General features: G+C 64.6%; 24 protein-coding genes and 1 pseudogene. 14 read left to right on the top strand and 11 right to left on the bottom strand.

Features of this window, described 5'->3' with window-relative positions:
* Positions 1–10: 10 nt before the first annotated feature.
* Together BT264_RS21110 and BT264_RS21105 are read right to left on the bottom strand one after the other, a co-directional pair.
* Entirely contained in the window at positions 11–793 is a 783-nt protein-coding gene (locus BT264_RS21110; protein WP_072440460.1) for a DUF1266 domain-containing protein, read from the bottom strand.
* Complete coding sequence (locus BT264_RS21105; RefSeq protein WP_072440462.1) at positions 787–2,064, bottom strand: hypothetical protein; 1,278 nt, start codon at positions 2,062–2,064, stop codon at positions 787–789. Before BT264_RS21105 ends, BT264_RS21110 begins: the two co-directional genes overlap by 7 nt.
* Positions 2,065–2,116: 52 nt before the next feature.
* Here BT264_RS21105 and BT264_RS21100 point away from each other — a divergent pair, with 52 nt between their 5' ends.
* Both BT264_RS21100 and ampC read left to right on the top strand, forming a co-directional pair.
* Entirely contained in the window at positions 2,117–2,416 is a 300-nt protein-coding gene (locus BT264_RS21100) for a hypothetical protein (protein ID WP_218173352.1), read from the top strand.
* A 242-nt stretch (positions 2,417–2,658) separates the two neighbouring features.
* Positions 2,659–3,828 carry a class C beta-lactamase gene (gene ampC / locus BT264_RS21095; protein WP_072440466.1) on the top strand — a complete coding sequence of 390 codons (1,170 nt, stop codon included), beginning with the start codon at positions 2,659–2,661 and terminating at the stop codon, positions 3,826–3,828.
* A 30-nt stretch (positions 3,829–3,858) separates the two neighbouring features.
* Here the strand turns inward: ampC and BT264_RS21090 are convergent, their stop codons facing one another.
* Complete coding sequence (locus BT264_RS21090) at positions 3,859–4,230, bottom strand: cupin domain-containing protein (RefSeq protein ID WP_239483149.1); 372 nt, start codon at positions 4,228–4,230, stop codon at positions 3,859–3,861.
* 54 nt (positions 4,231–4,284) lie between these two features.
* Complete coding sequence (shc, locus tag BT264_RS21085) at positions 4,285–6,339, bottom strand: squalene--hopene cyclase (protein WP_072440469.1); 2,055 nt, start codon at positions 6,337–6,339, stop codon at positions 4,285–4,287.
* A 53-nt stretch (positions 6,340–6,392) separates the two neighbouring features.
* Here shc and BT264_RS21080 point away from each other — a divergent pair, with 53 nt between their 5' ends.
* From BT264_RS21080 to BT264_RS21070, 3 genes are all read left to right on the top strand, one after another.
* On the top strand, positions 6,393–7,097 hold the full coding sequence (locus BT264_RS21080) for a TetR/AcrR family transcriptional regulator (RefSeq protein ID WP_072440471.1): 705 nt from the start codon (positions 6,393–6,395) through the stop codon (positions 7,095–7,097).
* A 48-nt stretch (positions 7,098–7,145) separates the two neighbouring features.
* Positions 7,146–7,637 carry a P-loop nucleotide/nucleoside kinase family protein gene (locus tag BT264_RS21075; protein WP_256260686.1) on the top strand — a complete coding sequence of 164 codons (492 nt, stop codon included), beginning with the start codon at positions 7,146–7,148 and terminating at the stop codon, positions 7,635–7,637.
* Between the two features lie 107 nt (positions 7,638–7,744).
* Positions 7,745–8,872 carry an aminotransferase class V-fold PLP-dependent enzyme gene (locus tag BT264_RS21070; RefSeq protein WP_072440473.1) on the top strand — a complete coding sequence of 376 codons (1,128 nt, stop codon included), beginning with the start codon at positions 7,745–7,747 and terminating at the stop codon, positions 8,870–8,872.
* A 99-nt stretch (positions 8,873–8,971) separates the two neighbouring features.
* Here the strand turns inward: BT264_RS21070 and BT264_RS21065 are convergent, their stop codons facing one another.
* From BT264_RS21065 to BT264_RS21055, 3 genes are all read right to left on the bottom strand, one after another.
* Positions 8,972–9,196, bottom strand: coding sequence for a hypothetical protein (locus BT264_RS21065; protein ID WP_072440475.1), 225 nt, complete (start codon positions 9,194–9,196; stop codon positions 8,972–8,974).
* Positions 9,197–9,478: 282 nt separating this feature from the next.
* The gene (locus tag BT264_RS21060; protein ID WP_027780910.1) at positions 9,479–9,682 is read right to left on the bottom strand and encodes a cold-shock protein; all 204 of its coding nucleotides are present in this window, start codon (positions 9,680–9,682) and stop codon (positions 9,479–9,481) included.
* Between the two features lie 559 nt (positions 9,683–10,241).
* A complete protein-coding gene (locus tag BT264_RS21055) occupies positions 10,242–11,687 on the bottom strand; it encodes a DEAD/DEAH box helicase (protein WP_072440477.1) in 1,446 nt (481 codons plus the stop codon).
* Positions 11,688–12,025: 338 nt separating this feature from the next.
* Between BT264_RS21055 and BT264_RS21050 the strand changes: the two genes are divergently transcribed.
* Entirely contained in the window at positions 12,026–12,436 is a 411-nt protein-coding gene (locus tag BT264_RS21050; protein ID WP_072440479.1) for a VOC family protein, read from the top strand.
* Positions 12,437–12,743: 307 nt separating this feature from the next.
* Positions 12,744–14,309, top strand: coding sequence for a methyl-accepting chemotaxis protein (locus BT264_RS21045; RefSeq protein ID WP_072440654.1), 1,566 nt, complete (start codon positions 12,744–12,746; stop codon positions 14,307–14,309).
* 140 nt (positions 14,310–14,449) lie between these two features.
* Here BT264_RS21045 and BT264_RS21040 read toward each other — a convergent pair whose 3' ends face one another.
* Entirely contained in the window at positions 14,450–14,857 is a 408-nt protein-coding gene (locus tag BT264_RS21040; RefSeq protein WP_072440481.1) for a DUF3224 domain-containing protein, read from the bottom strand.
* A 156-nt stretch (positions 14,858–15,013) separates the two neighbouring features.
* Between BT264_RS21040 and BT264_RS21035 the strand changes: the two genes are divergently transcribed.
* Complete coding sequence (locus BT264_RS21035; RefSeq protein ID WP_072440483.1) at positions 15,014–15,658, top strand: HD domain-containing protein; 645 nt, start codon at positions 15,014–15,016, stop codon at positions 15,656–15,658.
* Positions 15,659–15,748: 90 nt separating this feature from the next.
* Here BT264_RS21035 and BT264_RS21030 read toward each other — a convergent pair whose 3' ends face one another.
* On the bottom strand, positions 15,749–16,264 hold the full coding sequence (locus BT264_RS21030; RefSeq protein WP_072440485.1) for a WYL domain-containing protein: 516 nt from the start codon (positions 16,262–16,264) through the stop codon (positions 15,749–15,751).
* A gap of 2 nt (positions 16,265–16,266) precedes the next feature.
* Between BT264_RS21030 and BT264_RS40065 the strand changes: the two are divergent.
* Both BT264_RS40065 and BT264_RS21020 read left to right on the top strand, forming a co-directional pair.
* Positions 16,267–16,569: pseudogene (locus BT264_RS40065) on the top strand (acetoacetate decarboxylase); the annotation flags it as partial.
* A 52-nt stretch (positions 16,570–16,621) separates the two neighbouring features.
* Positions 16,622–17,866: a saccharopine dehydrogenase family protein gene (locus BT264_RS21020; protein WP_072440656.1), complete on the top strand. Its 1,245-nt coding sequence runs from the start codon at positions 16,622–16,624 to the stop codon at positions 17,864–17,866.
* Positions 17,867–18,104: 238 nt separating this feature from the next.
* Here the strand turns inward: BT264_RS21020 and BT264_RS21015 are convergent, their stop codons facing one another.
* Complete coding sequence (locus BT264_RS21015) at positions 18,105–18,983, bottom strand: LysR substrate-binding domain-containing protein (RefSeq protein ID WP_072440488.1); 879 nt, start codon at positions 18,981–18,983, stop codon at positions 18,105–18,107.
* Positions 18,984–19,115: 132 nt separating this feature from the next.
* On the opposite strand from BT264_RS21015, the gene BT264_RS21010 reads away from it, so the two are divergent.
* Positions 19,116–19,748, top strand: coding sequence for an FMN-dependent NADH-azoreductase (locus BT264_RS21010; protein ID WP_072440489.1), 633 nt, complete (start codon positions 19,116–19,118; stop codon positions 19,746–19,748).
* An 81-nt stretch (positions 19,749–19,829) separates the two neighbouring features.
* On the opposite strand, the gene BT264_RS21005 is transcribed toward BT264_RS21010, so the two are convergent.
* Positions 19,830–20,447, bottom strand: a complete 618-nt coding sequence (locus tag BT264_RS21005; protein WP_072440658.1) for a LysE family translocator — start codon at positions 20,445–20,447, stop codon at positions 19,830–19,832.
* A gap of 67 nt (positions 20,448–20,514) precedes the next feature.
* Here BT264_RS21005 and BT264_RS21000 point away from each other — a divergent pair, with 67 nt between their 5' ends.
* The 3 genes from BT264_RS21000 to BT264_RS20990 all read left to right on the top strand — a co-directional run bounded on the left by BT264_RS21000 (position 20,515) and on the right by BT264_RS20990 (position 23,781).
* Positions 20,515–21,438, top strand: coding sequence for a LysR family transcriptional regulator (locus BT264_RS21000; protein ID WP_072440491.1), 924 nt, complete (start codon positions 20,515–20,517; stop codon positions 21,436–21,438).
* A gap of 409 nt (positions 21,439–21,847) precedes the next feature.
* Positions 21,848–22,870: a MerR family transcriptional regulator gene (locus BT264_RS20995; protein ID WP_083534142.1), complete on the top strand. Its 1,023-nt coding sequence runs from the start codon at positions 21,848–21,850 to the stop codon at positions 22,868–22,870.
* Positions 22,867–23,781 (top strand): alpha/beta fold hydrolase, encoded by a 915-nt coding sequence (locus BT264_RS20990; protein ID WP_143155755.1) that lies wholly within the window; start codon positions 22,867–22,869, stop codon positions 23,779–23,781. The genes BT264_RS20995 and BT264_RS20990 overlap by 4 nt, the downstream gene beginning before the upstream one ends.
* Positions 23,782–23,954 lie beyond the last annotated feature (173 nt).

The following is a 23,954-nucleotide window of genomic DNA, read 5'->3' as shown; positions in this document are numbered from 1 at the left end:
GTGTCGGCGGTCATGACGAAACGGGTTGGGGATCGAAGATGCGGTAGCGCTTCCACGGCAGCGAAAGCCAGTTTCCGGACGGATTGCGCAGGTGCTCGCGCACTTCCTGCGTGGCGCGCGACGACGCGGGGCCGTCCTGGCCGCTGCCGCGCAACCAGTGCTGGCGCGCCCGCGCATACGCGAGCCCGAAGTCTTCCCAGCTGTCGAAGCTGTCCTGCGCGCGCTGCGCATTGAGCAGCAGCACGACCCACGCCTGCTGTTCGGACGCCCAGCCGAGCAGCGCGATGCAGCGCACGAGAAACGCGGTGCGCGCGCAATCGAACGCCAGCGCGTCGCGCACGCGCCCGACGGCCGCAAGCTGTTCGTAGAAGCCTTCGTGCGAGCGGCCGACACCGCGTATCCAGCCCGCGAGGATCGGCGCAACGCGCTGCATGATCTGCCACTCGGGCAGGTCGGCCGGCAGGTCGAGTTCGCGCCGCAACTGGCGGGCGAGCTGTTCGCGCTGTGTGTCGGGCAGCGCGTACACGAGGTCGTCGCAATCGCAGCGCAGCCCGTTGCGGATCAGCAGGATGTCGGCAAGTGCGAGCGACCAGCGGCGGCGATTCGGCGGCGCCTGGTCGGCGAGCGTGAGGGCGAGCGAAACCGCGGCGGTCTGCCGGACCGGCACCGCGCGGTCGGTGCCCGCGGCCTGGTCGGCGTCGACTTCGCGCACCATCCGCGCGGCGATCCGCAACGAACGCCACACGTACCACACGAGCCACAGCACGGCCGCGCCGATCAGCAGTTTCAGCATGACGGGCTCCCGGCCGCTGTTGAGGGCAGCGCGAACGCCGCGCACAGCGCGGGATCGATCGGAATGCCCTCGATCGAGAAGGCTGCCGCTGCCCGAGGTGCATCAGGTTCGCGCGCGGCCGGCAGCGCATCGCCCGGCAACGCGTGGCGCGCGGCCGCCGCGACGGCCGGGTCGATTTGCCGAAGCTGGCCGAGCGCGTACGGCGCGTTGCGTAGCAGCAGCCATTGCAGCACGGCCGGCGGCTGCGCGAAATGCTCGATCAGGTGGAAGTTCTCGCTCATCACGCTCAGCAGATGGTCGGGCGAGCGCACGTCGGTGACGAAGGTCCATTCGCCGGTGGCCGCGCCCGGCGTGTCCGGCTCGAACACGAGGCCCATGCCCTCGCAATCGGGATGGCGCTCGCCGCGCGGCGCGAGCGTGCGCAGGAACTGGCGCACGTCGTCCGCATAGCGGCGCACCGGATGGCGGTTCTGCTTGCCCTTGATCTGGTCGATGCGCAGGCCGTCGCCGGTCACCGACAGGCTGATCGTCACGTGCGGCTGGTTGCCCGCGCCGCGCAGCGTGAACAGGCGCAGCCGGCCGTCCTGCGCGGCTTGCGCATACTGCTCGCCGTACCCGCCGCGCAGCCGGCGGCGATCCGCGAACTGGCCGAGACAGTGCTGCATGTAGTACGACTCGTAAGCCAGCTCCTCGCGCAGCGCCGCATGATCGCCGGCGAATTCGAAGACGATCCCGTTCGGCGTGCGCAGCACCTCGCGTAGCGCGAGGCCGCTGCTCGGCACCCAGCCCTTGTCGCGGCGCGCCTGCATCCGCTGGTGTTCGCGCTCCCGCATGTCGAGCGCCATCGCGCACGTGATGCGCTGCAGTTTCTGCGCGAGCCGCGTGCCGGCGCGTGAGCGCAGGAATTCGACCAGCACGCGCTCGCGGTCGATCAGCAGCATGTGCTCGGGATCGATGAAGTAGAGCGGCTTCGGCTCGACCGCCGCGCCGTTGACGCAGCCGGATGCCGGTTGCGTGCGGAACCGGCGCACGAGCCAGTCGGGCGCCGGCCGGTCGGCACCGGCGAGCGCGCGGTAATCGGCGAGCGAATCGAGCGGCCGCGCCTGCTCGAACGCGCCGACGACCCAGCGGAAAAAATGATTGCCGAGCCACGCGCGGATGTCGGCCGGATCGCCGCGTTCGGCGCTGCGGCGCGCGATGGCCGCCTTGATGTCGGGCGCGTTGACGACATCGCGCGGCCGATAGGCGGACGCGGCGACGGTTTCGGTCACGGGGTCACTCTCCGGTCAGGCAGGGCGTCCGCGGGCGGGACCCTGGAGGTTTTTGGCTTGCGTGCTGGAGGGCATGCGGGCGCGATACGCGGCGGTATTGCGGGTGCCCGATGCTGGTCGGTCGACGCGTGAAAATCACGCGACCGCGCGGCGGCCAATGACGCGGGAGCGGGCGATCGAGGAATGGCGATTCATGGTTTCTCTCAGGACGAATTTTATTTTTTGCTGCCGCGAGTTTACTGCGATCCGCGCGGACGAATCAATCACGCGGCGCGCCGGCGTTTGCCGATCTGACAAGACTTATCTCTTTTTCATCGATTTTCGATGCAGCGCCATTCGGCTGCCGGATTGAATGCCGTTAAAGCCGACAGGTTTTTCCGGCAAACCGTCGAGCGATTCGGGGTTGCAGCGGGGCGATCCGGCGCTTCGTGCGTTTCATAAGTTTTTCTTTAGGCTCGCGCAACATATCGTCGATTGTGCGCGGCCGGCCGGTAATGGATAGTCCTGCTTCGACTGGCCGGCCACCGCGATTTCCGCGCGGCGCGGCCGAATCCGTTGTTCATGCAACCATCCGATATCAAAGGAACCGCAACCATGCGATTCGACGCGACACGCTTCGCCGCGACCCTGTTCGTCGCCGCGTGCGCCACCGCCATGGCCGGCCGCGCGGCCGCATTCACGCAGAACGACATCCACGCAACCGTGACCCGCCACGTCGCGCCGCTGATGAAGCAGTACGCCATTCCCGGCATGGCGATCGGCATCGTCGCCGACGGCAAGCCCTACGTGTTCGACTACGGCGTGATGTCGACGCAAACCGGCAAGCCCGTCACCGGCGACACGCTGTTCGAGATCGGCTCCGTCAGCAAGACGCTGACCGCGACGCTCGCGTCCGACGCGCAAGAAGGCGGCGAGCTGTCGCTGTCGGACCCTGCGGCCAAGTACCTGCCCGCAATGCAGGGCAAGCCGTTCGGCGGCGTGACGTTGCTCGAGCTCGGTACGCACACGCCGGGCGGCATGCCGCTGCAGGTGCCCGACAGCATCCGCGACGATGCCGGCCTGATCCGCTATCTCGACGCGTGGCGGCCTGCGTATGCGCCGGGCACGCGCCGTACGTATTCGAACGTCGCGATCGGGATGCTCGGGTGGCTCACCGCGAAGGCGATGAACCGCGATTTCTCGGTGCTGATGGAGCAGCGGCTCTTTCCCGCGCTCGGGATGACGCACACGTATATCAACGTGCCCGATGCGCGCACGGCCGATTATGCGCAGGGCTATACGCAGGACGGCAAGCCGATCCGGATGACGGGCGGCATGCTGTGGCAGCCGGCGTACGGCGTCCGGACCACGGCGGCCGACCTGCTGCGTTTCGTGCAGGCGAACATGGGGCTGATCGAAACGGCGCCGCGGCTGCAGCGCGCGATCGAGCGCACGCACACCGGCTATTTCCGTGCAGGGCCGCTGACGCAGGACCTGATCTGGGAGCAGTATCCGTATCCGGTCGCGCTGTCGACGCTGCTCGACGGCAACGCGCCGAAGATGCTGTTCGATGCGACGCCGGCCAGCGCGATCAAGCCGCCGCTCGCGCCGAACCCGGACACATGGATCAACAAGACGGGCTCGACCAACGGCTTCAGCACGTATGTCGCGTTCGTCCCCGCGAAGCGGATCGCGATCGTGATGCTCGCGAACCGCAGCTTCCCGATCGAGGATCGAGTGAAGACGGCATACCGGATTCTCGAGTCGCTCGGCGGCGGCCGGTAATGCTTCCAGCGGCGGACGAAGCGCCGCCGCTTACTCGGGCGGTTGTTCGTCGTACGCGACGAAGATCTTGCGCGTGCGTTCGACGACTTCCCACGTGCCGCGAAAACCCGGCGGAATCACGAAACGATGGCCGGCACGCAGGGTCTTTCTGTTGCCCTCCAGGTCGGTGATCACGGACGTGCCTTCCAGGATCTCGCAGTATTCCGCTTCGGTGTACGCGACGTGCCAGCAACCCGGCGTGCTTTCCCAGATGCCGGTCGAGAAACGGCCGCACGGGCTCGCGAAGCCGGGCGTGAGCGTTTGCAGCGGATCGCCCGAAATCAGCTTCTCAGGCGACACGTGGTACTGCGTCGGCTCGCCGCTCGGGGTGAGTGCGTCGGTAATGGATGAAACGTCGATCATGATCGGCATGCTTCGTCGAGTTGGGTGGAGTGGAGCGCGCCGGCGCGGCGTCGCTCAGGCGACTGCCGTGTCGGTTGTTTCCACTGCCATCGTACCGCGCACGGTCGAGCCCGGCGATGACGCAGCGCCCGCGAGCCGCCGATAACGCGCAAGCGCCCACAGCGGGAAGTACGCGGTATAGCCGTGATACTTCAGATAGAAGATGCGCGGAAAGCCCGGCGCATTGTGCGAGCGGTGCCACCAGAAACCGTCGTCCTGCTGCACCGACTGCAGATACGCGATGCCGCGCTTCACCGAATCGGATTCGCAGTCGCCGAACGCCATCTGCGCGAGCAGCGCCCACGCGGTGCAGTTCGACGTGCTCTCGCCGGAATTGGTGCCGGCGAGCTTCGGGTCGATGTAGCTGTCGTTCGTCTCGCCCCAGCCGCCGTCCGCGTGCTGCCGTGTGCGCAGCCAGTCGAGCGCGCGGGCGATGTACGGCTGCGACTTGTCCTCGCCGGCAAGCGCGAGGCCGGCCAGCACGCTCCACGTGCCGTACAGGTAGTTCGTGCCCCAGCGACCCCACCAGCTGCCGTCGGGCTGCTGCGTGCGCTTCACGTAGTCGATGCAGCGCGCAAGCGCCGCGCGGTCGTCCGCGCGCTTCGTCACGCCGAAGCACAGCAGCACGCGGCCCGACACGTCTTCGGTCGGCGGATCGAGCAGCGCGCCGTGATCGGCGAACGGGATCGCGTTCAGGTACATGCGGTCGCAGTCGGCGTCGAAGGCCGCGAAGCCGCCGTTGCGCGATTGCAGCCCGCGCATCCAGTCGAGCGCGCGCGCGACGCGCGGCGCATACGGGTTCGTGCCGTCCGCGTTGCGATGCGTGCGGCCGCGGCGATCGAGCATCGCGGTGACGAGCGCGCTGTCGTCGATGTCGGGGTAGTACGGGTTCGCGTACTGGAATGCCCATCCGCCCGGCTCCGTATCGGCCGGCGCGTTCTCGATCCAGTCGCCGCGCAGGTCGTTCACCTGGCGCTCGGCCAGCCAGTCGTACGCGCGCGCGATACGTTCGTCGAGTTCGCGCAGCGCGCCGGCCGGCTCGCCGCCTTCCGGCACTGCCACGCCGCGCGCCTGCTCGAGCGCCATCGTGCTCCATGCGGTGTCCCACACCGGCGACAGGCACGGCTGGCAGTACACGCTGCCGTCCGGCCGCGCGACCAGCAGCTTTTCCAGCGCGTTTTCGCAATCGCGCCGCAGCGGATGATCGTCCGGATAGCCGAGCACTTCCATCATCTGGTAGCTGTACACGATCGGCGGGAAGATGCCGCCGAGCCCGTCCTCGCCGTTCATGCGTTCCGCGCACCACGCCTCCGCGTGGCGGATCGCGCGCCGGCGCAGGCGCTTCGGCATCAGCGGCTCGAGATGGCGGACCGTGCGGTCGAGCGCGAGGAACAGCTTGCGCATGCCGCGCGCGGGCGGGAAGTAGTGACGTTCCTGGTCCGGCGGCGTGACGAACAGCTCGCGGATCGAAACGTTGCGCGGATTGCGGGCGCGCGCCTTCAGCGAGCACAGCACGAGCAGCGGCACCATCGTCGTACGCGCCCAGTACGCGACCTTGTACATCGAGATCGGCACCCACTTCGGGAACAGCACGAATTCGATCGGCATGAACGGGGCCGCGCGCCACGGCACCTGGCCGAACGTCGCGAGCAGGATGCGCGTGAACACGTTCGAGCGCGCTGCGCCGCCGAGCTTCAGGATCGCGTCGCGCGCGCGGGCCATGTGCGGCGCGTGTTCGCTGTCGCCGGCGGCCTTCAGCGCGAAATACGCCTTCACGCTGCACGACACGTCCGGTGCGCCGTCGACGTACAGATCCCATCCGCCATGCGTGTCGAGCCGCTGGTTCGCGCGCAGGTAGCGCGCCATCTTCTGCTGGCGGACGTCGTCGATCCTGTCCATGAAATGCATCATCAGGATGTATTCCGCGGTGATCGTCGCGTCGGATTCGAGTTCGAAACACCAGCTGCCGTCGGGCTGCTGAAGACGCACGAGCGCGTCGCGTCCACGGGCGATGGCGGTGTCGAGCGCGGACCGGGGGGATGGAGCGGGTTTGTTCATGCGGCGGATCATACCATCCGGCCGGAATGTTTATATCGAGACCCTCGGGTGCTAACATCCGCACCATGAAAAAACGCCTTGAACCTGCGCCGCACGACGTGTCCGCGCCTGTCGAACCGGCTGGAACGGCCGCTGTGCGGGCATCCGAAGGATCATCGGTGCCGGTGGCTGCCGCCGCTGCCGGCGTGCGGCGGAAAAAAGCGCCGGATCAGGTGCGCGCGCAATTGCTGGCGGCGGCATCCGAGATTGCGACGCATCACGGCGTTGCGGCGTTGACGCTCGATGCGGTGGCCGAGCGTGCCGGCGTGACGAAAGGCGCGCTGCAATATCACTTCGCGAACAAGCAAGGGCTGCTGGATGCGCTGTTCGGGCAGGCGACCGAGCGGTTCGCCGCGCAAATGGCCGCGCGGACGGCGGCGGATCCCGGCGGCGACGGCGCGGCGGCGCGGGCCTATCTGCACGCGGTGCTCGACGCGGCCAATCCGGCGGCGAGTACCGATGTGCTGCGCGTGCTGGTCGCGTCGATGATTACCGAGCAGGAGACGCGCGCGCGATGGTCGGTGCCGATGCGGGAATGGACGCGGCCCGATCCCGTGCCGCTGGAGCGGGCGGCGACGCTGATGATCTGCCGGCTCGCGGCCGACGGGCTGTGGATTTCGGAATTGCTCGACAGCGTCGAGGTATCGGCCGAGTTGCGTTCGGAGATCGTCCGGCAGCTGGATGCAATGAGCAAGGGGGTGTTTCCGAAGGAGAGTGGCGGGGCGGCGTGACGTGGACGCGCCGCAATCTTGCCGGCGAGGTAGCCATCGACTGAATGCATGTCATCACAACCCGCTCGAAAGGCGGGTTTTTTGCTTTCCGGGCAATCGATGGAGAGCCTGGAAAGGCAGACTGAAACGACGCATCGCGCGACGGCATCGAACGATGCGGTCACGCTGCACATGGTATGCGGCAAGATCGCGTCCGGAAAATCGACGCTGACCGCGACGCACGCAAGCGCCGAGCGGACCATCCCGATCAGCGAAGACGATTGGCTTGCTCGCCTCTATCCGGGCGAGATTCTGTCGATCGACGACTATGTCCGATGTGCAACGCGCATCAAGGATGTGATCGCCGATCACGTCCGCGCCGTGTTGCAGGCCGGCGTCCCGGTGGTTCTCGATCTCCCGTTCAATACCGTCGCTGCGCGCGCATGGGGGCGCGCCGTTTCGCAGCCCGCCGGCGCTTCGCTCCGGCCGCCGCCGCGCAACTTCAAGCGTGCGCGCGAGACCAGACAAAATATGCGCCAGGTTGCGGGCGGCCTTCGTTAGAATCGGCTTTCGTCGAGAAAAAAAACGAATTTGCATCGGTGCAGCTGTACCCCGTCACGGATACGGCTCGCCCCGACGCCATTGCTCATCTATTACCGGAGACGACCATGCCAGGCTTGCTTCCCGATGTCGACCGCGACGGGCTCCTCGAATATTCCGTGGTCTACACCGACCGATCGATCAATCATATGTCGCAGCTTTTTCAGGGCGTCATGCATGACATTTCCGCTTCGCTGAAACAGGTCTACAACGCGAAGTCGGCCGTCGTCGTCCCGGGCAGCGGGACGTTCGGCATGGAAGCCGTCGCCCGGCAGTTCGCGACGAACAAGAAGTGTGTGGTCATCCGCAACGGCTGGTTCAGTTTCCGCTGGTCGGAGATTTTCGACATGGGCAGCATTCCGTCCGAGACGACGGTGCTGAAGGCACGCCCGGTCGAACAGGGAAGGCAGGCCGCCTATGCACCGGCCCCGATCGACGAGGTGGTCGCCGCGATCAGGGAGCACAAGCCGGATCTGGTCTTTGCGCCGCACGTCGAAACCGCATCCGGGATGATGTTGCCCGATGCGTATTTGCGCGCGGTATCCGACGCCGTGCATGCCGTCGGCGGCATGTTCGTACTGGATTGCATCGCCTCCGGTACGGTCTGGGTCGACATGCAGGCCAGCGGCGTCGATGTCCTGATCAGCGCGCCGCAAAAGGGCTGGAGTGCGCCACCCTGCTGCGCACTGGTCATGCTCAGCCCGCTCGCCCGCGAAAGAATCGATGCGACGACCAGCACCAGTTTCGCGTGCGATCTTCGCAAATGGCTGCAGATCATGGAGGCGTACGAGAACGGCGGGTTCGCGTACCACGCGACGATGCCCACGGACAGTCTCGCGACGCTGCGCGATGTGATCAAGGAAACCGACGCATACGGTTTCGACAAGGTGAGAGCGGAGCAGCTCGAGCTCGGCAAGCGCATTCGTGCGCTGCTCGCAGACAAGGGTTTCAGGAGCGTGGCGGCTGAAGGTTTTCAGGCACCGGGCGTCGTGGTCTGCTACACGGACGATGACGGCATTCGATCCGGCAAGAAATTCGCCGATGTCGGCTTGCAGATCGCGGCCGGCGTTCCGCTGCAATGCGACGAGCCTGAAGATTTCAAGACCTTCCGCATCGGACTGTTCGGCCTGGAAAAACTGCATGACGTCGAAGGCGCGGTTGCAAGGTTCGCCGGCGCGCTGGACCGCATTCTTTAGGTCGACTTCCGATCCGCTCGAGTGATGTTTGGGCGCGCTTTGTCGAGCGCGCCCCGGTGCCTCGGATACGTTGGGTTTCCGGTACCGGGGGCGTTGCGCTTAACCGCGCGTGTCGACCCAGTTGCGTGCCCAGCGTGTCGAGTGCTGCAGCGCCTGCGCTTCGCTCGTGAAGTAATCGAGCGAATAGAACTGGTAGCGGCCTTCGGCGCGCGAGCTATCGGTGTGTTCGAGCAGCAGGTTGGATGAAAAACTACCGTCGGGCAAACGATGCGCCGAGGGTTGGACGGCATAGCCGTTGTATTGTTGAATTCGTTTGTTCTGCATTTTAATTTTAATAATGATGTGCGAATGCGCGCGTGCCGTGCGAAATATGCACGGGTGCGCCGATTCAAAGCCATTGCGAGCTGAATCTGAAGCAGTCGGAAAGCGAAAAAAGGGCCTTGCAGCCAGAGGGGAGAATGAAGTGCAACGAGGCGTGTGGCGCTTGGCAAGCTGCTGAATAAACAGATGCAGCTAAGAGCGATCGCGCCAACTTTGGGAGACGAAGCTCCGCGAGGGTGTCGCTGCAACCCGGCGTCCGTTTCGGGAGGCCGGGTTCTTCAAACTTTACAGCGGCTGGATGTTAGCCGCTTGCAGACCCTTCGGGCCTTGCTTCGTTTCGAAGCTCACCTTCTGATTTTCAGCCAGCGTCTTGAAGCCGTCGGTCCGAATTTCGGAGAAATGAGCGAACAGGTCGTCGCCGCCCTTGTCCGGAGTGATGAAGCCAAAGCCTTTGCTGTCGTTGAACCACTTGACGATACCGGTATCCATGAAGAATCCTTGAGAAAAAAATACGGAGATTTGCTCTGTTGAAGAGCGCGTGAAGCGTCAAGGAGGGAGAGGACAACGAATACCGCCGAGGAGCGAGCAATTGATGAACAGCAATCGAACTTCTTGAACTTCGATGCACACACTAACCGCCGGGTAGTGCCAGCGTCAATAATTATCTTGTAACTGTGTTGCCGGGCGGTCCGTTTTGCGGGTGAAGCGATGTGGCCCTGCGTGGCTGCGCGCCATGCGTGGCATGGCGCGCGGGTTAGGCGGAGCGTAAGCCGGTCGGTGATTCCGAACGACCCTAAGCGGTAGTTCGCGATGCCGATCAAATGACGGCTTTCGTGTGAGAAGCGGGCACATTCGCCGGAGACGACCTCGATCGGGCGCTCGCTGCGCACGATTTCAACGTCCGTTCGGCCCCGAAGTTGTTGCGAATCCTGGATTCAGTGCGCCGTTACCCGCCAACCCGATGCGCGCCGAAGCCGCGCTGCTGCCTGCCGGCGGGGGCCGCAAACCGCCGGCCTGTTGCGAGGCTGGCGTGACTCATCCCAACGAATCAGGGTTGACGTTTGCCGCGGCCGCCAGCGAGTTTGCCAGCCGGCTTGCGTGAACCCGCAGCCGGTTTGCTGGCGGGTTTGCTGCGTGGCTTCTGAGCGCTGAATGGGTTGCCGCTCGACGAACTCGTGCCTTTCCCCGCGGCTACAGCACGCTGCGCCGCCGGCTTGTGCTTGTTTTCGCCACCTTGCGGGCGCGGTTTTTTGCCGGGCGCCTGCAGGGCGCCCGACGCAGCTTGCGGCACTTTGGGCTTCTTGGGCTTTTTGGGTTTCTTGATGATCTGCCCCGTTGCGCTGGTTTCCGGCACGCGGTGTTCGGCTTCGAAACCCGGCTCTTCTTCACGAGGCAGCGTTTGCCGGATCAGCGCTTCGATCGCGGCCAGTTGCGGCGCTTCATCGGCACACACCAGGGACACCGCCACGCCGCTGGCGCCCGCGCGGCCGGTACGGCCGATACGGTGCACATAGTCTTGCGCCACGATCGGCAGATCAACGTTGATCACCAGCGGCAGGTCGTCGATATCCAGCCCGCGCGCAGCCACATCGGTGGCGACCAGCATATTGACTTCGCCCGTCTTGAAGCGTTCCAGCGCACGCAGGCGCGCGGGTTGCGGTTTGTCGCCATGGATGGTGTCGATCGCATAGCCCGCTTCATCCAGCATGGCCGCCAGGTAATCCACGCCTTTGCGGGTCTTGACGAACACCAGCGCGTGCTCCCAGTTGTTCTCGGCCACAAGGTGCATGAAGAGGTCGGGCTTGTTCCTTTTATCCACCGGCACCACCCACTGCTTGATCTTGCTGGCCGTGGCATTGGGCGGGCTGACGCTGATATTGACCGGGCTGCGCAGAATGCCCGCCGCCATGGCACGGATATCGTCGGTAAACGTGGCAGAGAACAGCAGAGTCTGGCGCCGAGCGGGCAACGCGGCAAAGACGGTGTCGAGTTCGCGCGCAAAGCCCAGATCCAGCATGCGGTCGGCTTCGTCCAGCACCAGCGTTTGTACTTGATCGAACTGCACGGCGTTCTGGCGATTGAGATCCAGCAAACGGCCCGGCGTGGCAACGAGCACATCCACGCCTTTGCGCAACTTCATCATCTGCGGGTTGATACTCACACCGCCGTAGGCGGCCAGAAATCGTAAATCGAGGCCTTTGCCGTAATCGACAAAGCTTTGCAGCACTTGTTCGGCCAGTTCTCGCGTGGGCACCAGCACCAGAACACGTGCGCGGTTGCTGGATACCGCCGGGCCGTGTTGCACCAGCCGTTGCAACAGCGGAAGCGCAAACCCCGCCGTCTTGCCGGTGCCGGTCTGTGCCGCGGCCATGACGTCCTTGCCACCGAGCACGGCAGGAATCGCCTTGGCCTGCACCGGCGTAGGTGTCTGGTAATTGAGGTCCTGCACATTACGCAGCAAGGGCTCGATCAGGCCAAGCGAGGCAAAAGACATGGGCGTATTCCGGGCTAAAACCGCAATTCTAGCGGTTACCGCGCCGATTGCACCGTGCACATCGATGGTCAACAAGATCGACGTCGATCGCCGCCAACTGCCCGAAACGAGGCCGGAGGCTTGCCTGGCCATCCGTGATCGAATCTGGCGCGGTAACGAGAATCAGGAAAAGTCGAGGCGGCACGAATAGGAATGCTTATTTCGCAAGATCGTGGAACCGACAGGCGACTGAACCATGCCGGTTGCCGACAGACGCAATCGGCCGTTGCCTCTCCCTTTGCAGACCTTCGGCGCCGGGAGGACAATACCCCGGGAAATCTCGTCGGAGGCAGCGCGACATGACCAAATTTCAGCCCGATGGATGGCATACCATCACGCCTCGAATCGTCGTCCGGGATCCGGAGAACCTGATCGAATTCATCCGGACGGTGTTTCGCGCACTGGGCGAATTCCGCGCCGGGCTGCCTGCCGAAATCCGGATCGGCGATTCCGTCGTGATGATCAGCGGCGGAGACGGCCTGCGCGATCCGATGCCGGCGTTTCTGTACGTCTACGTCGAGGATGCCGATTCGACCTATCGGCGAGCGATTGCAGCGCATGCGATCTCGCTCGAAGTTCCGGCCGACATGCCGTACGGCGACAGGCGCGCGATGGTGAAGGATCCATGGGGAAACACATGGCAGATTGCCACGCACCAGCGCGACTTCCCGGTTGACGAGATTCGTTCGAGGCTGGCCAACGACGGATAGCCGATGGCAGCGGTGCAGCGCGCGCTCCGAGGGTTCCGCTTTCCGTCCGCAGTTGCCCGAATTCCGCCCACGGCGCCCCGCCAGCACCGCTTCGCTCGACAGCGAACGCACCGGCCGCACGCCTCTTCCGCGCCCCATTTGTCGCAATCGTCAAGATTCGCGTCGCGTGCAGATAAAACCTTCCCGCCGACCCCGCCGTTAACCCGTTCGTAGCCCACGCGCCGCGTGTTGCGATGCAGCGCTCGTCTTTCGTGATCCGGAATCCACATCCGCCGCCGGCCGCGCGTGGTTGGCGCAAGGGAACGTCATGCGAAAACAATTCACCATCCGTGGCGGACTCGTCGCGACCATCGCCGGCTATACCGTGCTGCTCGTGCTGGTGGTCGGCGCATGCATCGCCGGCCTCTACGTGAGCAATGGCTCGCTCGAGGCGATGTACCGCGACGACACCGCGTCGCTGCTGCACCTGAAGACCAGCTCCGAGCGGATGCTCGTGCTGCGCGAACGCATGAGCGACGTCGCGCAGATCATCAGCGCGGGCCAGTCGGGCAAAGCGGAAATCGCGCAGCTGCACGTGCTCCTCAAGCAGAGCAACGACGAACTGGACGCCTACACGCGCCTGCATGTGCGCGACGCCAATGAGCAGGCGCTGTTCGACACGCTGCAGAACCGCCGCCGCGCGCTGCTCGAGCGCGTGTTCCTGAAGGCGCTGTCGCAGCTCGACGGCGACGACGCGTTCAACTTCCTCGATACGCAGCGTACGGCGCCAGCGGCGCTGTTCGCTGCGTACCAGGATGCGATCGACGCGCTCGAATCGTTCCAGGTCGCACGCGAAAAAGCCCGCTACGATGCAGCCGGTGTCAATTTCCACCGGATCGTGTGGGGGATGGCGGCGGTCGCGGTGCTTGCGCTCGTCGTCGGCTTCTTTGCGCAGCGCGTGCTCGCGAAGGCGATCATCGAGCCGATCAATCTCGCGGTCGATCAATTCGAAAAGATTTCGAAAGGCGACCTGACCGGAACGGTCGTCATTCCCGGCGCAAACGAAATGGCTTATCTGCTGAATGCGCTGAAGCGGATGCAGGACGGCCTCGTCGACACCGTGAACCAGGTGCGTGCGAGCACGGAGACGATCGTCGGCGACGTTCGCACGATCGCGAGCGGCAACGTCGACCTGTCCGCGCGTACCGAGCAACAGGCCGTATCGCTGCAGCAGGCGGCGGCGAGCGTCGAGCAACTGACGGCGGCCGTGCGCCAGAATGCGGACAACGCACGCGATGCCCGCACTTACGTCGAGGGCGCGGCCGGCATCGCGTCGCGCGGCGGCGACACGATGCGGCGCGTCGTTGAGACGATGTCCGAGATTTCGCACAGCTCCGCGCGGATCTCCGGCATCGTCGGCGTGATCGAGAGCATCGCGTTCCAGACGAACATCCTCGCGTTGAACGCTGCCGTCGAAGCCGCTCGTGCCGGCGAGCAGGGGCGCGGTTTCGCGGTCGTCGCAACGGAAGTTCGCGGGCTTGCGCAGCGTTGCGCGTCGGCGGCGAAGGAAATCAAGGATCTGATCGGCAATTCCGCGCGACGGGTCGAAGACGGCAGCGGCCTCGTCACGCTGGCCGGCTCGGCGATGGCCGAACTCGTCGCCGCGGTCGAGCGCGTGAACGCGATCATGAGCGAAACGAGCAACGCCTTCGAGGAACAGTCGTCGGGCATCGAGCAGGTGAACGCCGCGGTCATCCAGATGGAGCAGACGATGCAACGCAATGCCGCGCTGGTCGAGGAAGCGGCGGCCGCGGCGCTGTCGCTCGACGAGCAGGGTTCACGGCTGAGCGCGGCGGTCGCGCAGTTCCGTCTGCGCGACGAGGCAGTCGCATGACGTGCTGACGCTTGCGACCGCAGCCGGGTTGTCGATGTCGATTGCTTTCGCGACGTGCTGAAGACTCAGGCCGCTGCTTTCCGTACGGCGCGCGAGAGGCTGGAGTGCGTCATCGTCTAGCGGTACCTTTGCATGTCGATTCACTGCGGCGATTCGGGCAACTCGTAGTCGAAGGTGTACGAATGCTGGCCGTTATCTATGTTGATGATCATCGAGCCTGAGAGCCCCAGCAATTCTCCCGCTCCGGAATCGGGCACGACGGTGATCGATTGCTTCGGCTGCCCACGGGTCATGGTGGAGCTGTGCTGCAGGACAAAGCTGCCTTGGCGGCCACCCAGCGTGCCTTGCACGGCTTCCATCGCAACGTAGCCCGCGGAGCCTTGAACGCTGCTTCGAAACGCGAGCATCTCGCCGTGGCTGATGGCTTCCAGGTCGCCGCGAAATTGCTTGTCGAGCGACATGCGGCCGAGTCCGGTGTTTTCCGCGACGCTACTCAGCGATTCTGGATTCAGCTTCACTTCAAACGGACCGTTGGCCTGCAGTTTCATTGCGGATCTCCTCGTCGAATGGGCACTCCGCACTATAAGCCAATCGGGTTCCGCCGGAGGGAACGGCTTGCTTTATGCACTCGCATGGACCGCGGATCGTGTGCCGTGTCGCGCTTGCGGCGATAATCGGCATTCAGTCTTTCATCGCTCGCACCCGTGACGACATCTGCGTATGCCCCCTTTCAGGATTTGGCCGAGACCCTGCTGGCTCACTGGAACGACGCCAACGGCGACGGCTCCCATGACACTTCGCATCTGCAACGCGTGTGGAAGAACGCGGCGGCGATCCATGCCGAGGAGGGCGGAGATGCCGAAGTGCTGTTTGCGGCAACGCTGCTGCACGATTGCATGTCGGTAGAGAAAAACTCTCCGCTTCGGCCGCAGGCGTCGCGTCTGTCGGCGGAACAGGCCAGGTTGGTGCTGAAGTCGCTGGATTGGCCGGACGCGAAGATCGACGCTGTCGCGCATGCGGTCGAAGCACATAGTTTTTCGGCCGGTGTTACGCCGATGACGCTCGAAGCAAAAACGCTGCAGGATGCCGACCGGCTCGATGCGATCGGCATGCTGGGTGTCGCACGTTGTTTTTATGTCGCCGGCCGGATGGGCAGTGCGCTGTATGACCCGGCCGATCCGCACGCATCGGCACGCGAGCTCGACGACACGCGATTCGCGATCGATCACTTTCACACGAAACTGCTGAAGCTGGCGTCGGGTTTTCAGACCGCTGCCGGTGCCCGTTTGGCGAACATCCGCCACGATCGCTTGCGCCGCTTTCTCGACGAGTTTGCCGACGAGATTTGATTGTGCCGACGGTGGCCTCAGATACCGTTATTGGCCGGCAAACACGGTTCGATACGGCATACGCGGTGCATCGACGCCAAAGGCGACGCTTCAATCGCCGCCCGATTGATAGAGCGTCTTCAACTGCGACAACTCTTCGATGAGTTGATCCTTGAGCGCTTGCGGCCCGAGGATCTTCAGATGCGCGCCGTACCCCAGCAGCTTCCGCGCGCCGTGCTCGATGGATTCGATGGGGATCAGGAACGCCTTCCATCCTGACGACACCTCCGCGTTGCCGGCCTCCTGCAAAACCGGCGCGGTCTTGATCCGCGCATTGGCCAGCCAGGTCTCGCCGCGCGGCGAGACGGCGATATGAGCGGTCAGCCGGTAAATATCGGTCTCGTACCGGCTCATTGCGTCACGCCAGTGCTGCGCCAGATCGAATCGCGCAGGGCGCTTGAAACGGCGCCGCGTCGCGCTGAATTCGCAGATATTCGCCAGCCGGAAGGTGAGTGCGCCCGGTTTGCCCACGACCTTGGCAATCAGATACCAGGCGCCGCCCTTGAGCACCAGGCCGAGCGGTTCGAGTTCGCGGCGGGACGCCCCTCGCCAGCTTCGATACTTCACTTCTGAGCCTGAGCGTGCCGCTGCCTGCGCTGATCAACGTCGCGTCCCAGTCGCGGATGAGCATGACGACGATGATCAATCGCATCGACGGCGAATGGCACCAGACCTCGGTGCAGACCAATACGCTATCGTTCGCCCAGCGCCTGTTGCCGCGCGATGTCGAGCTGGTGCGGCACGGCGGCCCGCTGAGCCAACTGCTCGACGGGCTCGGCGCATCCACCATCATGCGTCTCGATGTGGTAAAAGACGCGCAACTGGTCCTGAACCTGCCGACGCCTTTGAAGGCCATCGATGAACCCGGAAAGCTACGTTCACGGCACGGACGCTCGCGACACGCCCGCGCCGAAGGAGCCGTCCATGACCCAGCCGACGCACGATCTCGTCGTATTCGGCGCGACCAGTTTCGTCGGGCGGATTCTGACCCGCTACCTGTCCGAATACCTGTCGGGCGCCGGCGAGACGCTGCGCTGGGCCATTGCCGGCCGTTCCGAAACGAAGCTCGGGCAGGTCAGGGATTCGCTCGGCGCGGCGGGACGGTCGGTGCCGATCATCGTGGCCGACGCGGCCGACGAAGCGCAATTGCGGGCGCTCTGTGCGCAAACGCGGGTGGTCGTATCGACTGTCGGACCCTACGCGCTTTACGGCGAGCCGCTGGTCAGGGTCTGCGCGGAAACCGGCACCGACTACTGCGACCTTACCGGCGAGACGCAGTGGATCAAGCGGATGATCGAAAAATACGAGCCCGCGGCCCGGCAATCGGGCGCGCGCATCGTCCATTGCTGCGGGTTCGATTCGGTTCCGTCGGACATGGGCGTGTTCTTCCTGCAGCAACAGGCAATGCAACAGTGGGGCATGCCGGCCGGGCAGGTGAAGATGCGCGTCCGAACACTGAAGGGCGGCGCGTCGGGCGGTACCGTGGCGAGCATGATCAACGTCGTCCGGGAAGCCGCGGCCGATCCCGCGTTGCGCAGGGAACTGCTCGATCCGTATTCGCTGTGCCCGAAAGGGCATGGCTTTACGGTGCGGCAGCATGCGGTTCGATCGGCCGAATTCGATCGCGACTGCGACGCGTGGATCGCGCCCTTCGTGATGGCGGCGGTCAACGAGCGTGTCGTGCATCGCTCCAATGCGCTCGCGGGCAATGCGTACGGCAGCCGGTTCACTTATGACGAAGCCGTCATGACCGGCACGGGCCTCAAGGGCCGTCTGACCGCGCTGACGATGGTGGCGGGCCTGGGTGCGTTCATGGTGGGCGTCGTCATCAAGCCGGTGCGCAGCCTGATGGAGCGCTTCCTGCTGCCGAAACCCGGTGAGGGTCCGAGTGCCGCGGCTCAACTGGCCGGCCGCTACGACTTGCGTTTCTTCGGCCGCACCGACGACGGGCGAAGCTTGCGCGTAAAAGTCACCGGCGACCGCGATCCGGGTTACGGCTCCACCGGCAAGATGCTGGGCCAGGCCGCGATCAGTCTTGCGCTGGATTGCGGCAGGGACGGCATCAAGACCGGGCGCGGCGGCGGTTTCTGGACGCCCGCGACGATGTTCGACGAGCGTTTTGTCGAGCGTCTGGTTCGCCACGCGGGGTTGCGTTTCGAGGTGATTTGAGCGCGATTCCTGTCCGCTATGCAGATCGGATTGCGAATCAATGTGAGGAGAAAACTTACTGTCGCGGCGGGTCGAATGGTCGGCTGCGGTCCGGCCGGGGAGTCCCGGAATTATGACGATCGGGGAACTGGCGGAACGCACCGGCCTGTAGCGCGCCCCGCTGTTCCATCTGCCGCTCGGCGTTATAGGGCACCTTCTTCGCGGCGCCGGCCTGCGCATCAGGCGCGAAGGAAGCTCGCTACGGCCGGTTGCGCTTGCCTGCCCCCGTGCGAACCGCCGCTTCATCTGAAATCGTCGCGGCGAATTCGACGGCGGCCGGCATCCGGGCGTCATGCATCATCACGAATTCCGTGTCCGGCAGTTCCGGCAACCCTTCGGGCCCGGCCAGTTCGCGAAGCGTGTCGTCGATCGCACTGCGTGGCACCGGTGCGATCGCGATACCGGCGCGCGCGAACGTGAGGATGCCGGTGACGCTCGGGCTTTCGCATGCGATCCGATAGCGCATGCCGGCCAGCGCGAGCGCCTTGATGGCGGCGCCTCGGTACGGACACGGATCGGGAAAGCATGCGAGCGGGACATCGCCTTCCGGAAGCGGCTCGTGGCGCGCAAATGCCCAGACGAGCGGTTCCTGCCACAACGTCGCGCCCTGGCCCGAGTGCGCACACCGGCTGCCGATCACGAGATCGAATTCGCCGTTTGCGTGCCGTCGAAACAAACTGTCGCCGATGTCGACCGTCAGATCGAGCCGCAAGCCACGTCGCGCGGCGCTGTAGCGGCGCATCGCATCGGGTAGCCAGCCTCCCGCGAAATCCTCCGAAGCGCCGATACGCAGCTTGATCTCGACTGCGTTGCCGGGCCCCAGCCTGGACCGGGCTTCCTCGCTCAGATTGAGCATCGCGCGAGCGTATCCGAGCAGCGTCTCGCCATGCGCGGTGAGCGTGACGCTGCGCGTATTGCGCACGAGCAGCGCACGGCCGACCTGCTCTTCAAGACGAACGACCTGGGCGCTGACCGCGGATTGGCTGAGATTCAGTCTGCGACCGGCGCCGGTAAAGCTCCGCATGTCGGCGACCGCCACAAACGTATGAAGCAGCGCCGTGTCGAGGGGATGGCTCATTGATCACCAGATCGGGTCAATTTAATCAATTAATAGCGTTTCAAAATTATAGGCCGATTCGATAGTCTGCGGATCGTAGTGGGCGGCCGCGCATCCCGCGCGTCGCCGTCGCTCTTGGCGAGGACAGGCTCCATGACACGCGTGCTCTATATCGAAGGTTCACCCAACAAGGCATATTCGGCGTCCATCGAAGTGTGTCAGGCATTTCTCGATGCATACCGGCACGCACATCCCGATCACGAGATCCGGAAGCTCGACATCTGGGATCTGGCGATGCCCGAGTTCGACGCAGCCGCGCTGGCCGCGAAATACGCCGGATTGAGCGGAACCGCGTTGACGCCGGAACAGGCCGCGGCGTGGCAGCAGATCGAGCAGCTCGCGGCGCCGTTCCATGAAGCGGACAAGTTCCTGTTCGGTGTGCCGCTGTGGAATTTCAGTATTCCGTACAAACTCAAGCACCTGATCGACGCGATCTCGCAGAAGGACGTGCTGTTCACGTTCGACGGTTCGGGTTTTGCCGGCAAGCTGGCCGGGAAAAAGGCGGCGGTCGTCTACGCGCGCGGGCTCAGTTACGAGTCGCCGGGTTCGTTTACGCCGGCCGCCGAGTTCGACCTTCAGCGCCCGTACATGGAAACCTGGCTGAAATTCGTGGGCGTGAGAGACATCACCGGCATTGTGGTCGAGCGCACGTTGTTCGGTCCGGACGGAAAGGTCGATCGCAGTCGTGCGATCGACGAAGCCCGCGCGATTGCGCGCGCGTTCTGAATAAGGCAGCCGCGCTTCGCATCCGGCGCGTCAGCGGAACGTGCCTGACGGCCGCCTCGAAGCGCGGACCGGACACACGAATCAGCGGCCGCCGCGCGCGATGGCGAGCGCGACGCCGAAGCCCACGAGCAAGCCTCCGAAGGTGCGGTCGATCCAGTGACGCAGCGACAGCAATCGCTCGCGGACGGCCGTGGCGGAGAAGCAGGCGGCCACCAGACTGAACCAGCCGGCATGCGCGAACGCGATGAAGGCGCCGTAGCCGATCTGCACGATCAATGGCGTGTCGGGCCGGACTGCCTGCATGAACAGGCTGACGATGAATACCGTGGTTTTGGGATTCAGCACATTGGTCAAGAAACCGGTGCGCAGCGCCGCCAGATCGGACAGCGGCGCCACATTTGCGTCGGGTTGCCCGGTGTTGGCCTTCGTCATGAGCATCTTCGCGCCGAGGTAGATCAGGTAGATCGCGCCGACGAGCTTGACGGCATTGAAGAGCCACGGCGATTGCCGGATCAGCAGGCCCACGCCCAGCAGCGTGTAGCTCACATGCACCGTCACACCGAGCCCGATGCCCAGCGCAGTGAGCAGGCCCGATCGGCGCGACAGCATCAGGCTGTTGCGCGTGACCATCGCGAAGTCCGGCCCGGGGCTGATGACGGCCAGCAGCGTGATGGTGAATACAACTATCAGTTCTGTCATCGCGTCGTCCTTTCGATTGATGTCGTCGTGGCACAATCTTAGGGACCGTATTCCATCCGGAAAAGCGATGATTTCTGACCAGAATGGTGAGATTGACTCACAACACGTTCGCACAAACCTGCCGTCGCTGATGGCGTTGCGCTGTTTCGAGGCGGCGGCGCGTCACGAGAATTTCAGCCGTGCCGCCGACGAACTGTGCGTGACCCACGGCGCGGTCAGCCGTGCGGTGCGTCTGCTCGAAGACGACCTGGGCGTGGCGCTGTTCCAGCGGCGCAGCCGCCGTGTGTTCCTGACCGACGCGGGCCGCAAGCTGGCCCAGGCGGTGCATGACGGCCTGGGGCTGATGCGTCACGCCGCGCACGAATTGCGCACCGAGGCCGCCCGCGCGCGGCGTTGGGTTCTGTCGTGCGAGCCCACGCTGTTGATGCGTTGGCTGATCCCGCGCTGGCCGGGTTTCCAGGCCCGATACGCGGGCGTCGATATCCACCTGGCCGCTGCGGGCGGTCCGTTTTCGTTCGACAGCGGCATCGACATGGCTATCCGGCGGAATGACTTTGCGTGGCCGGCCGGTTTTCACGCCGAGCGTTTGTTTGCCGAGAGGGTGGGGCCGGTTTGTCGGCCGGACAAAGTCGATGCGTGGTTTTCCAGTGGCCGCGATGGTTGTTTGTTGAAGCCGGATGCGCCGCAATTGCATACGTGGACCAGGCCGGACGCGTGGAAGGAATGGGCGGTGGCCGCGAATCGGCCGGCGGGGAACGGGCGGCGGCAGATGTTCGATCATTTCTACTTCAGTCTGCAGGCGGCTGTCGCGGGGCTGGGGGTTGCCATCGGCCCCTGGCATCTCGTTCGCGACGATCTGGAAAGCGGTGTGCTGGTCGCGCCGATGGGCTTCGTGGAAGACGGCTCGCACTACTGCTTGTTGACGCCGGAACCCGTGACGGCCGGAAGCGCGCAGTCGGATCTGCTTGCGTGGTTGAAGACGATGGTTTGACGGGTGCGGAAGGGTGCTCGGAGATGGTCGGCTAACGACGTACGCGATCGGCTGCTTCCGGCTTCAGATTCAGTCGGTCGTGACCTCGGGCATCTGGCCGAAAGGCGAACTTCGCGCTTGCACGTCCGGGCCGCTGGTAAACTCGGGCGGCCAAGACAACTTTTCCCGGTCACATGAGCGCTCAACGCCCCGACGCACCTGCCAACGTCGCTCCAATGATGCGCAGGCCTTTGCGCTTTGTGTGACGAGGCTGGAATCAGAAAGCTACGCTGGAACCTACGCCAGCGAATGTCTGAAAGCAGTTGCTGTTTGTTCAGGAGCAGAAATTCGCCCGGAACGCGGCAGTCACGGACATTGAGCAATTCCCGCTTCCTTATCCGCCATACTCCATATTGTTGACGGAATTTCTATGCCATTAACGGTTGGCATGCTTGCCCGACGTTGCTGCATTACCGTCCGCGCGTTGCACTACTACGATCAGACAGGTCTACTGAAGCCGATCGGCCGCTCTACATCAGGCTATCGGTTGTACGACGAAGCCAGCGTGTCGACGATCAGGACGATCCAGGCGCTGCGTGGTCTGGGACTGACACTGGATGCGATCGCGCAGATGCTGCGCAACCGGCAGATCGCCCTGGCGGAAGTGATTGCCGAGAGCCGGCGCGCAATCGACGCTGAACTGACAAGGTTGAATACGCTAAGCGAGCGGCTCGGGGTGCTGCAAGCGGCCTCCGATTCAGGCATGACCTGGCGTGATGCGGATTGGCCGGACACGCTCGCGTTGCTCGATCGGTATCGGGAACACTTCAACACGTCAGAAATTGCGACGATCCTTGCGCGTTGGAAGGACATGGAAGCGGCCTTGTCGGCATTGTTTGCGGACGTGCGCGACGCAATGGATCGGCATGTCCCGCCCGACTCCCGCGAAGCGCAAAAGCTCGCGTATCGCTGGCTTGCCGCCGCGATGAAATGGATGGACGGCGACATCGGTATCACGCGGCGCTGGCGGCAATTGCATGTCGGCGCGGCGCCGGCTCCCGACCATGCAGGGCTCGATCACACGCTGATCGCCTACATCGAACAGGCGACCCGTCTGCATCTGGCGGCCTGGCGGCGCCACCTGACGGAGGACGAACTCCAGCGCCTCGACAAGACGCTGTCGGCCGAATGGATCACGCTCGGTGCAGACATCAGACGGGCGATCGCTTGCGGCGCCGACAATGGAGATCACGCCTCGCTCGCGAGCCGCTGGCACTCGCTGCTCGAACGAACGACGCGCGGCGACGTCGCGCTACGCCGCAAGCTGCAACAGGCACTGCGTGACGAGCCCATTCTGCAAGCCGGCCATCCGATCGATTCCGACGTATTCGCATGGCTGCAACGTCAGGGAGCCGTCATTGCCGACGACGGTAACGATGAGTCTGGCGCTTGACCCTCACGTGGACGTCAGGGTTCATGCTGGCGTCTTTTCATCGGAGGAAGCGCATGAACTCCATACCTGACGAACTGAACGAGTTCCGGATCGGTGCTCGTCCCGTTCGAGCGATGCGGCTGGACGGCGGTATCCTGGCCGCGCAGGTGGGTAACGGACCGCCAGCGGTCGTCGTACTGAATGGCGGACAAGCCTTCGTCTCGAAGGCGACCCCGCGTCGGCTGCGCCGCGACCTGCGCCGCGTTGCCGGCATCCTGCCGCCCGACACGCCGTTCGTACTGCTCGGATATCCTGACAAGCCCGGCGCGCAATACCGGATCGCCGACATCGTCGCGCATATCGCGCGCGGGATCGCCGCGCATTGGCAGTGCACGACGCTCATCGGCATCTCGTTCGGAGGCGTCGTCGCGGCTCGCCTTGCGGCCGCCCATCCGGAACTCGTCTCGCGACTCGTGCTGATCTCGAGTGCGCATCGCCTGGCTCCGGGCGGCTGCCGGCTGGTCGAGCAGCAAATCATTCACGCGACCCGCTCCGAGTTCGTACGCCTGCTCGATACGATGTCGGGATGCTTCCGCGCCGGCTGGCGCAACCTGCTTCTGCGCGCAGCGTTGCTCGGTCGACGCCGCAGCGTCGCGTCGTCGGTCAACGCAGGACACGTCATAGTCCGCACCCTGCGCGCGTTGCGTGACGACGCACACGACGGTTCGCCGTGGCCCCGCCAGATCCGCGCAGATACGTTGATCGTCGGCGGCACCGCCGACCCGATCTTCGCCGACGCAGCGCGCGAAACGTCCGCGTGGGTGCCGTCGGTCACTCATCATGCGCTGCCAGGCGAAGGGCATATGGTGATGATCGAGCGCCGGAGGCAGGTTGCCCGGCTCGTCCGGGACTGGCTCGATCCGCGATCCTGATCTTCGCGTTCACGGCACACGTCCGGGCTCGACCGTCTCGTTGATATCCACGAGGCCAGGCCACTGTCTTGGGGATCCGTGCGTCCCCGGATTGCCGTCGTCCCCTCATGGGAATTTTGAAACGGCTTCTTCATCAGCTCCACAGGCGGGGCAGGCTACCGCCATACATCGCC

Source organism: Burkholderia sp. NFPP32, assembly GCF_900119325.1.
Lineage (GTDB): Bacteria > Pseudomonadota > Gammaproteobacteria > Burkholderiales > Burkholderiaceae > Burkholderia > Burkholderia pyrrocinia_C.
Note: the sequence above shows the minus strand (reverse complement) of the source record. Positions and strands in the feature narration are given on the sequence as shown.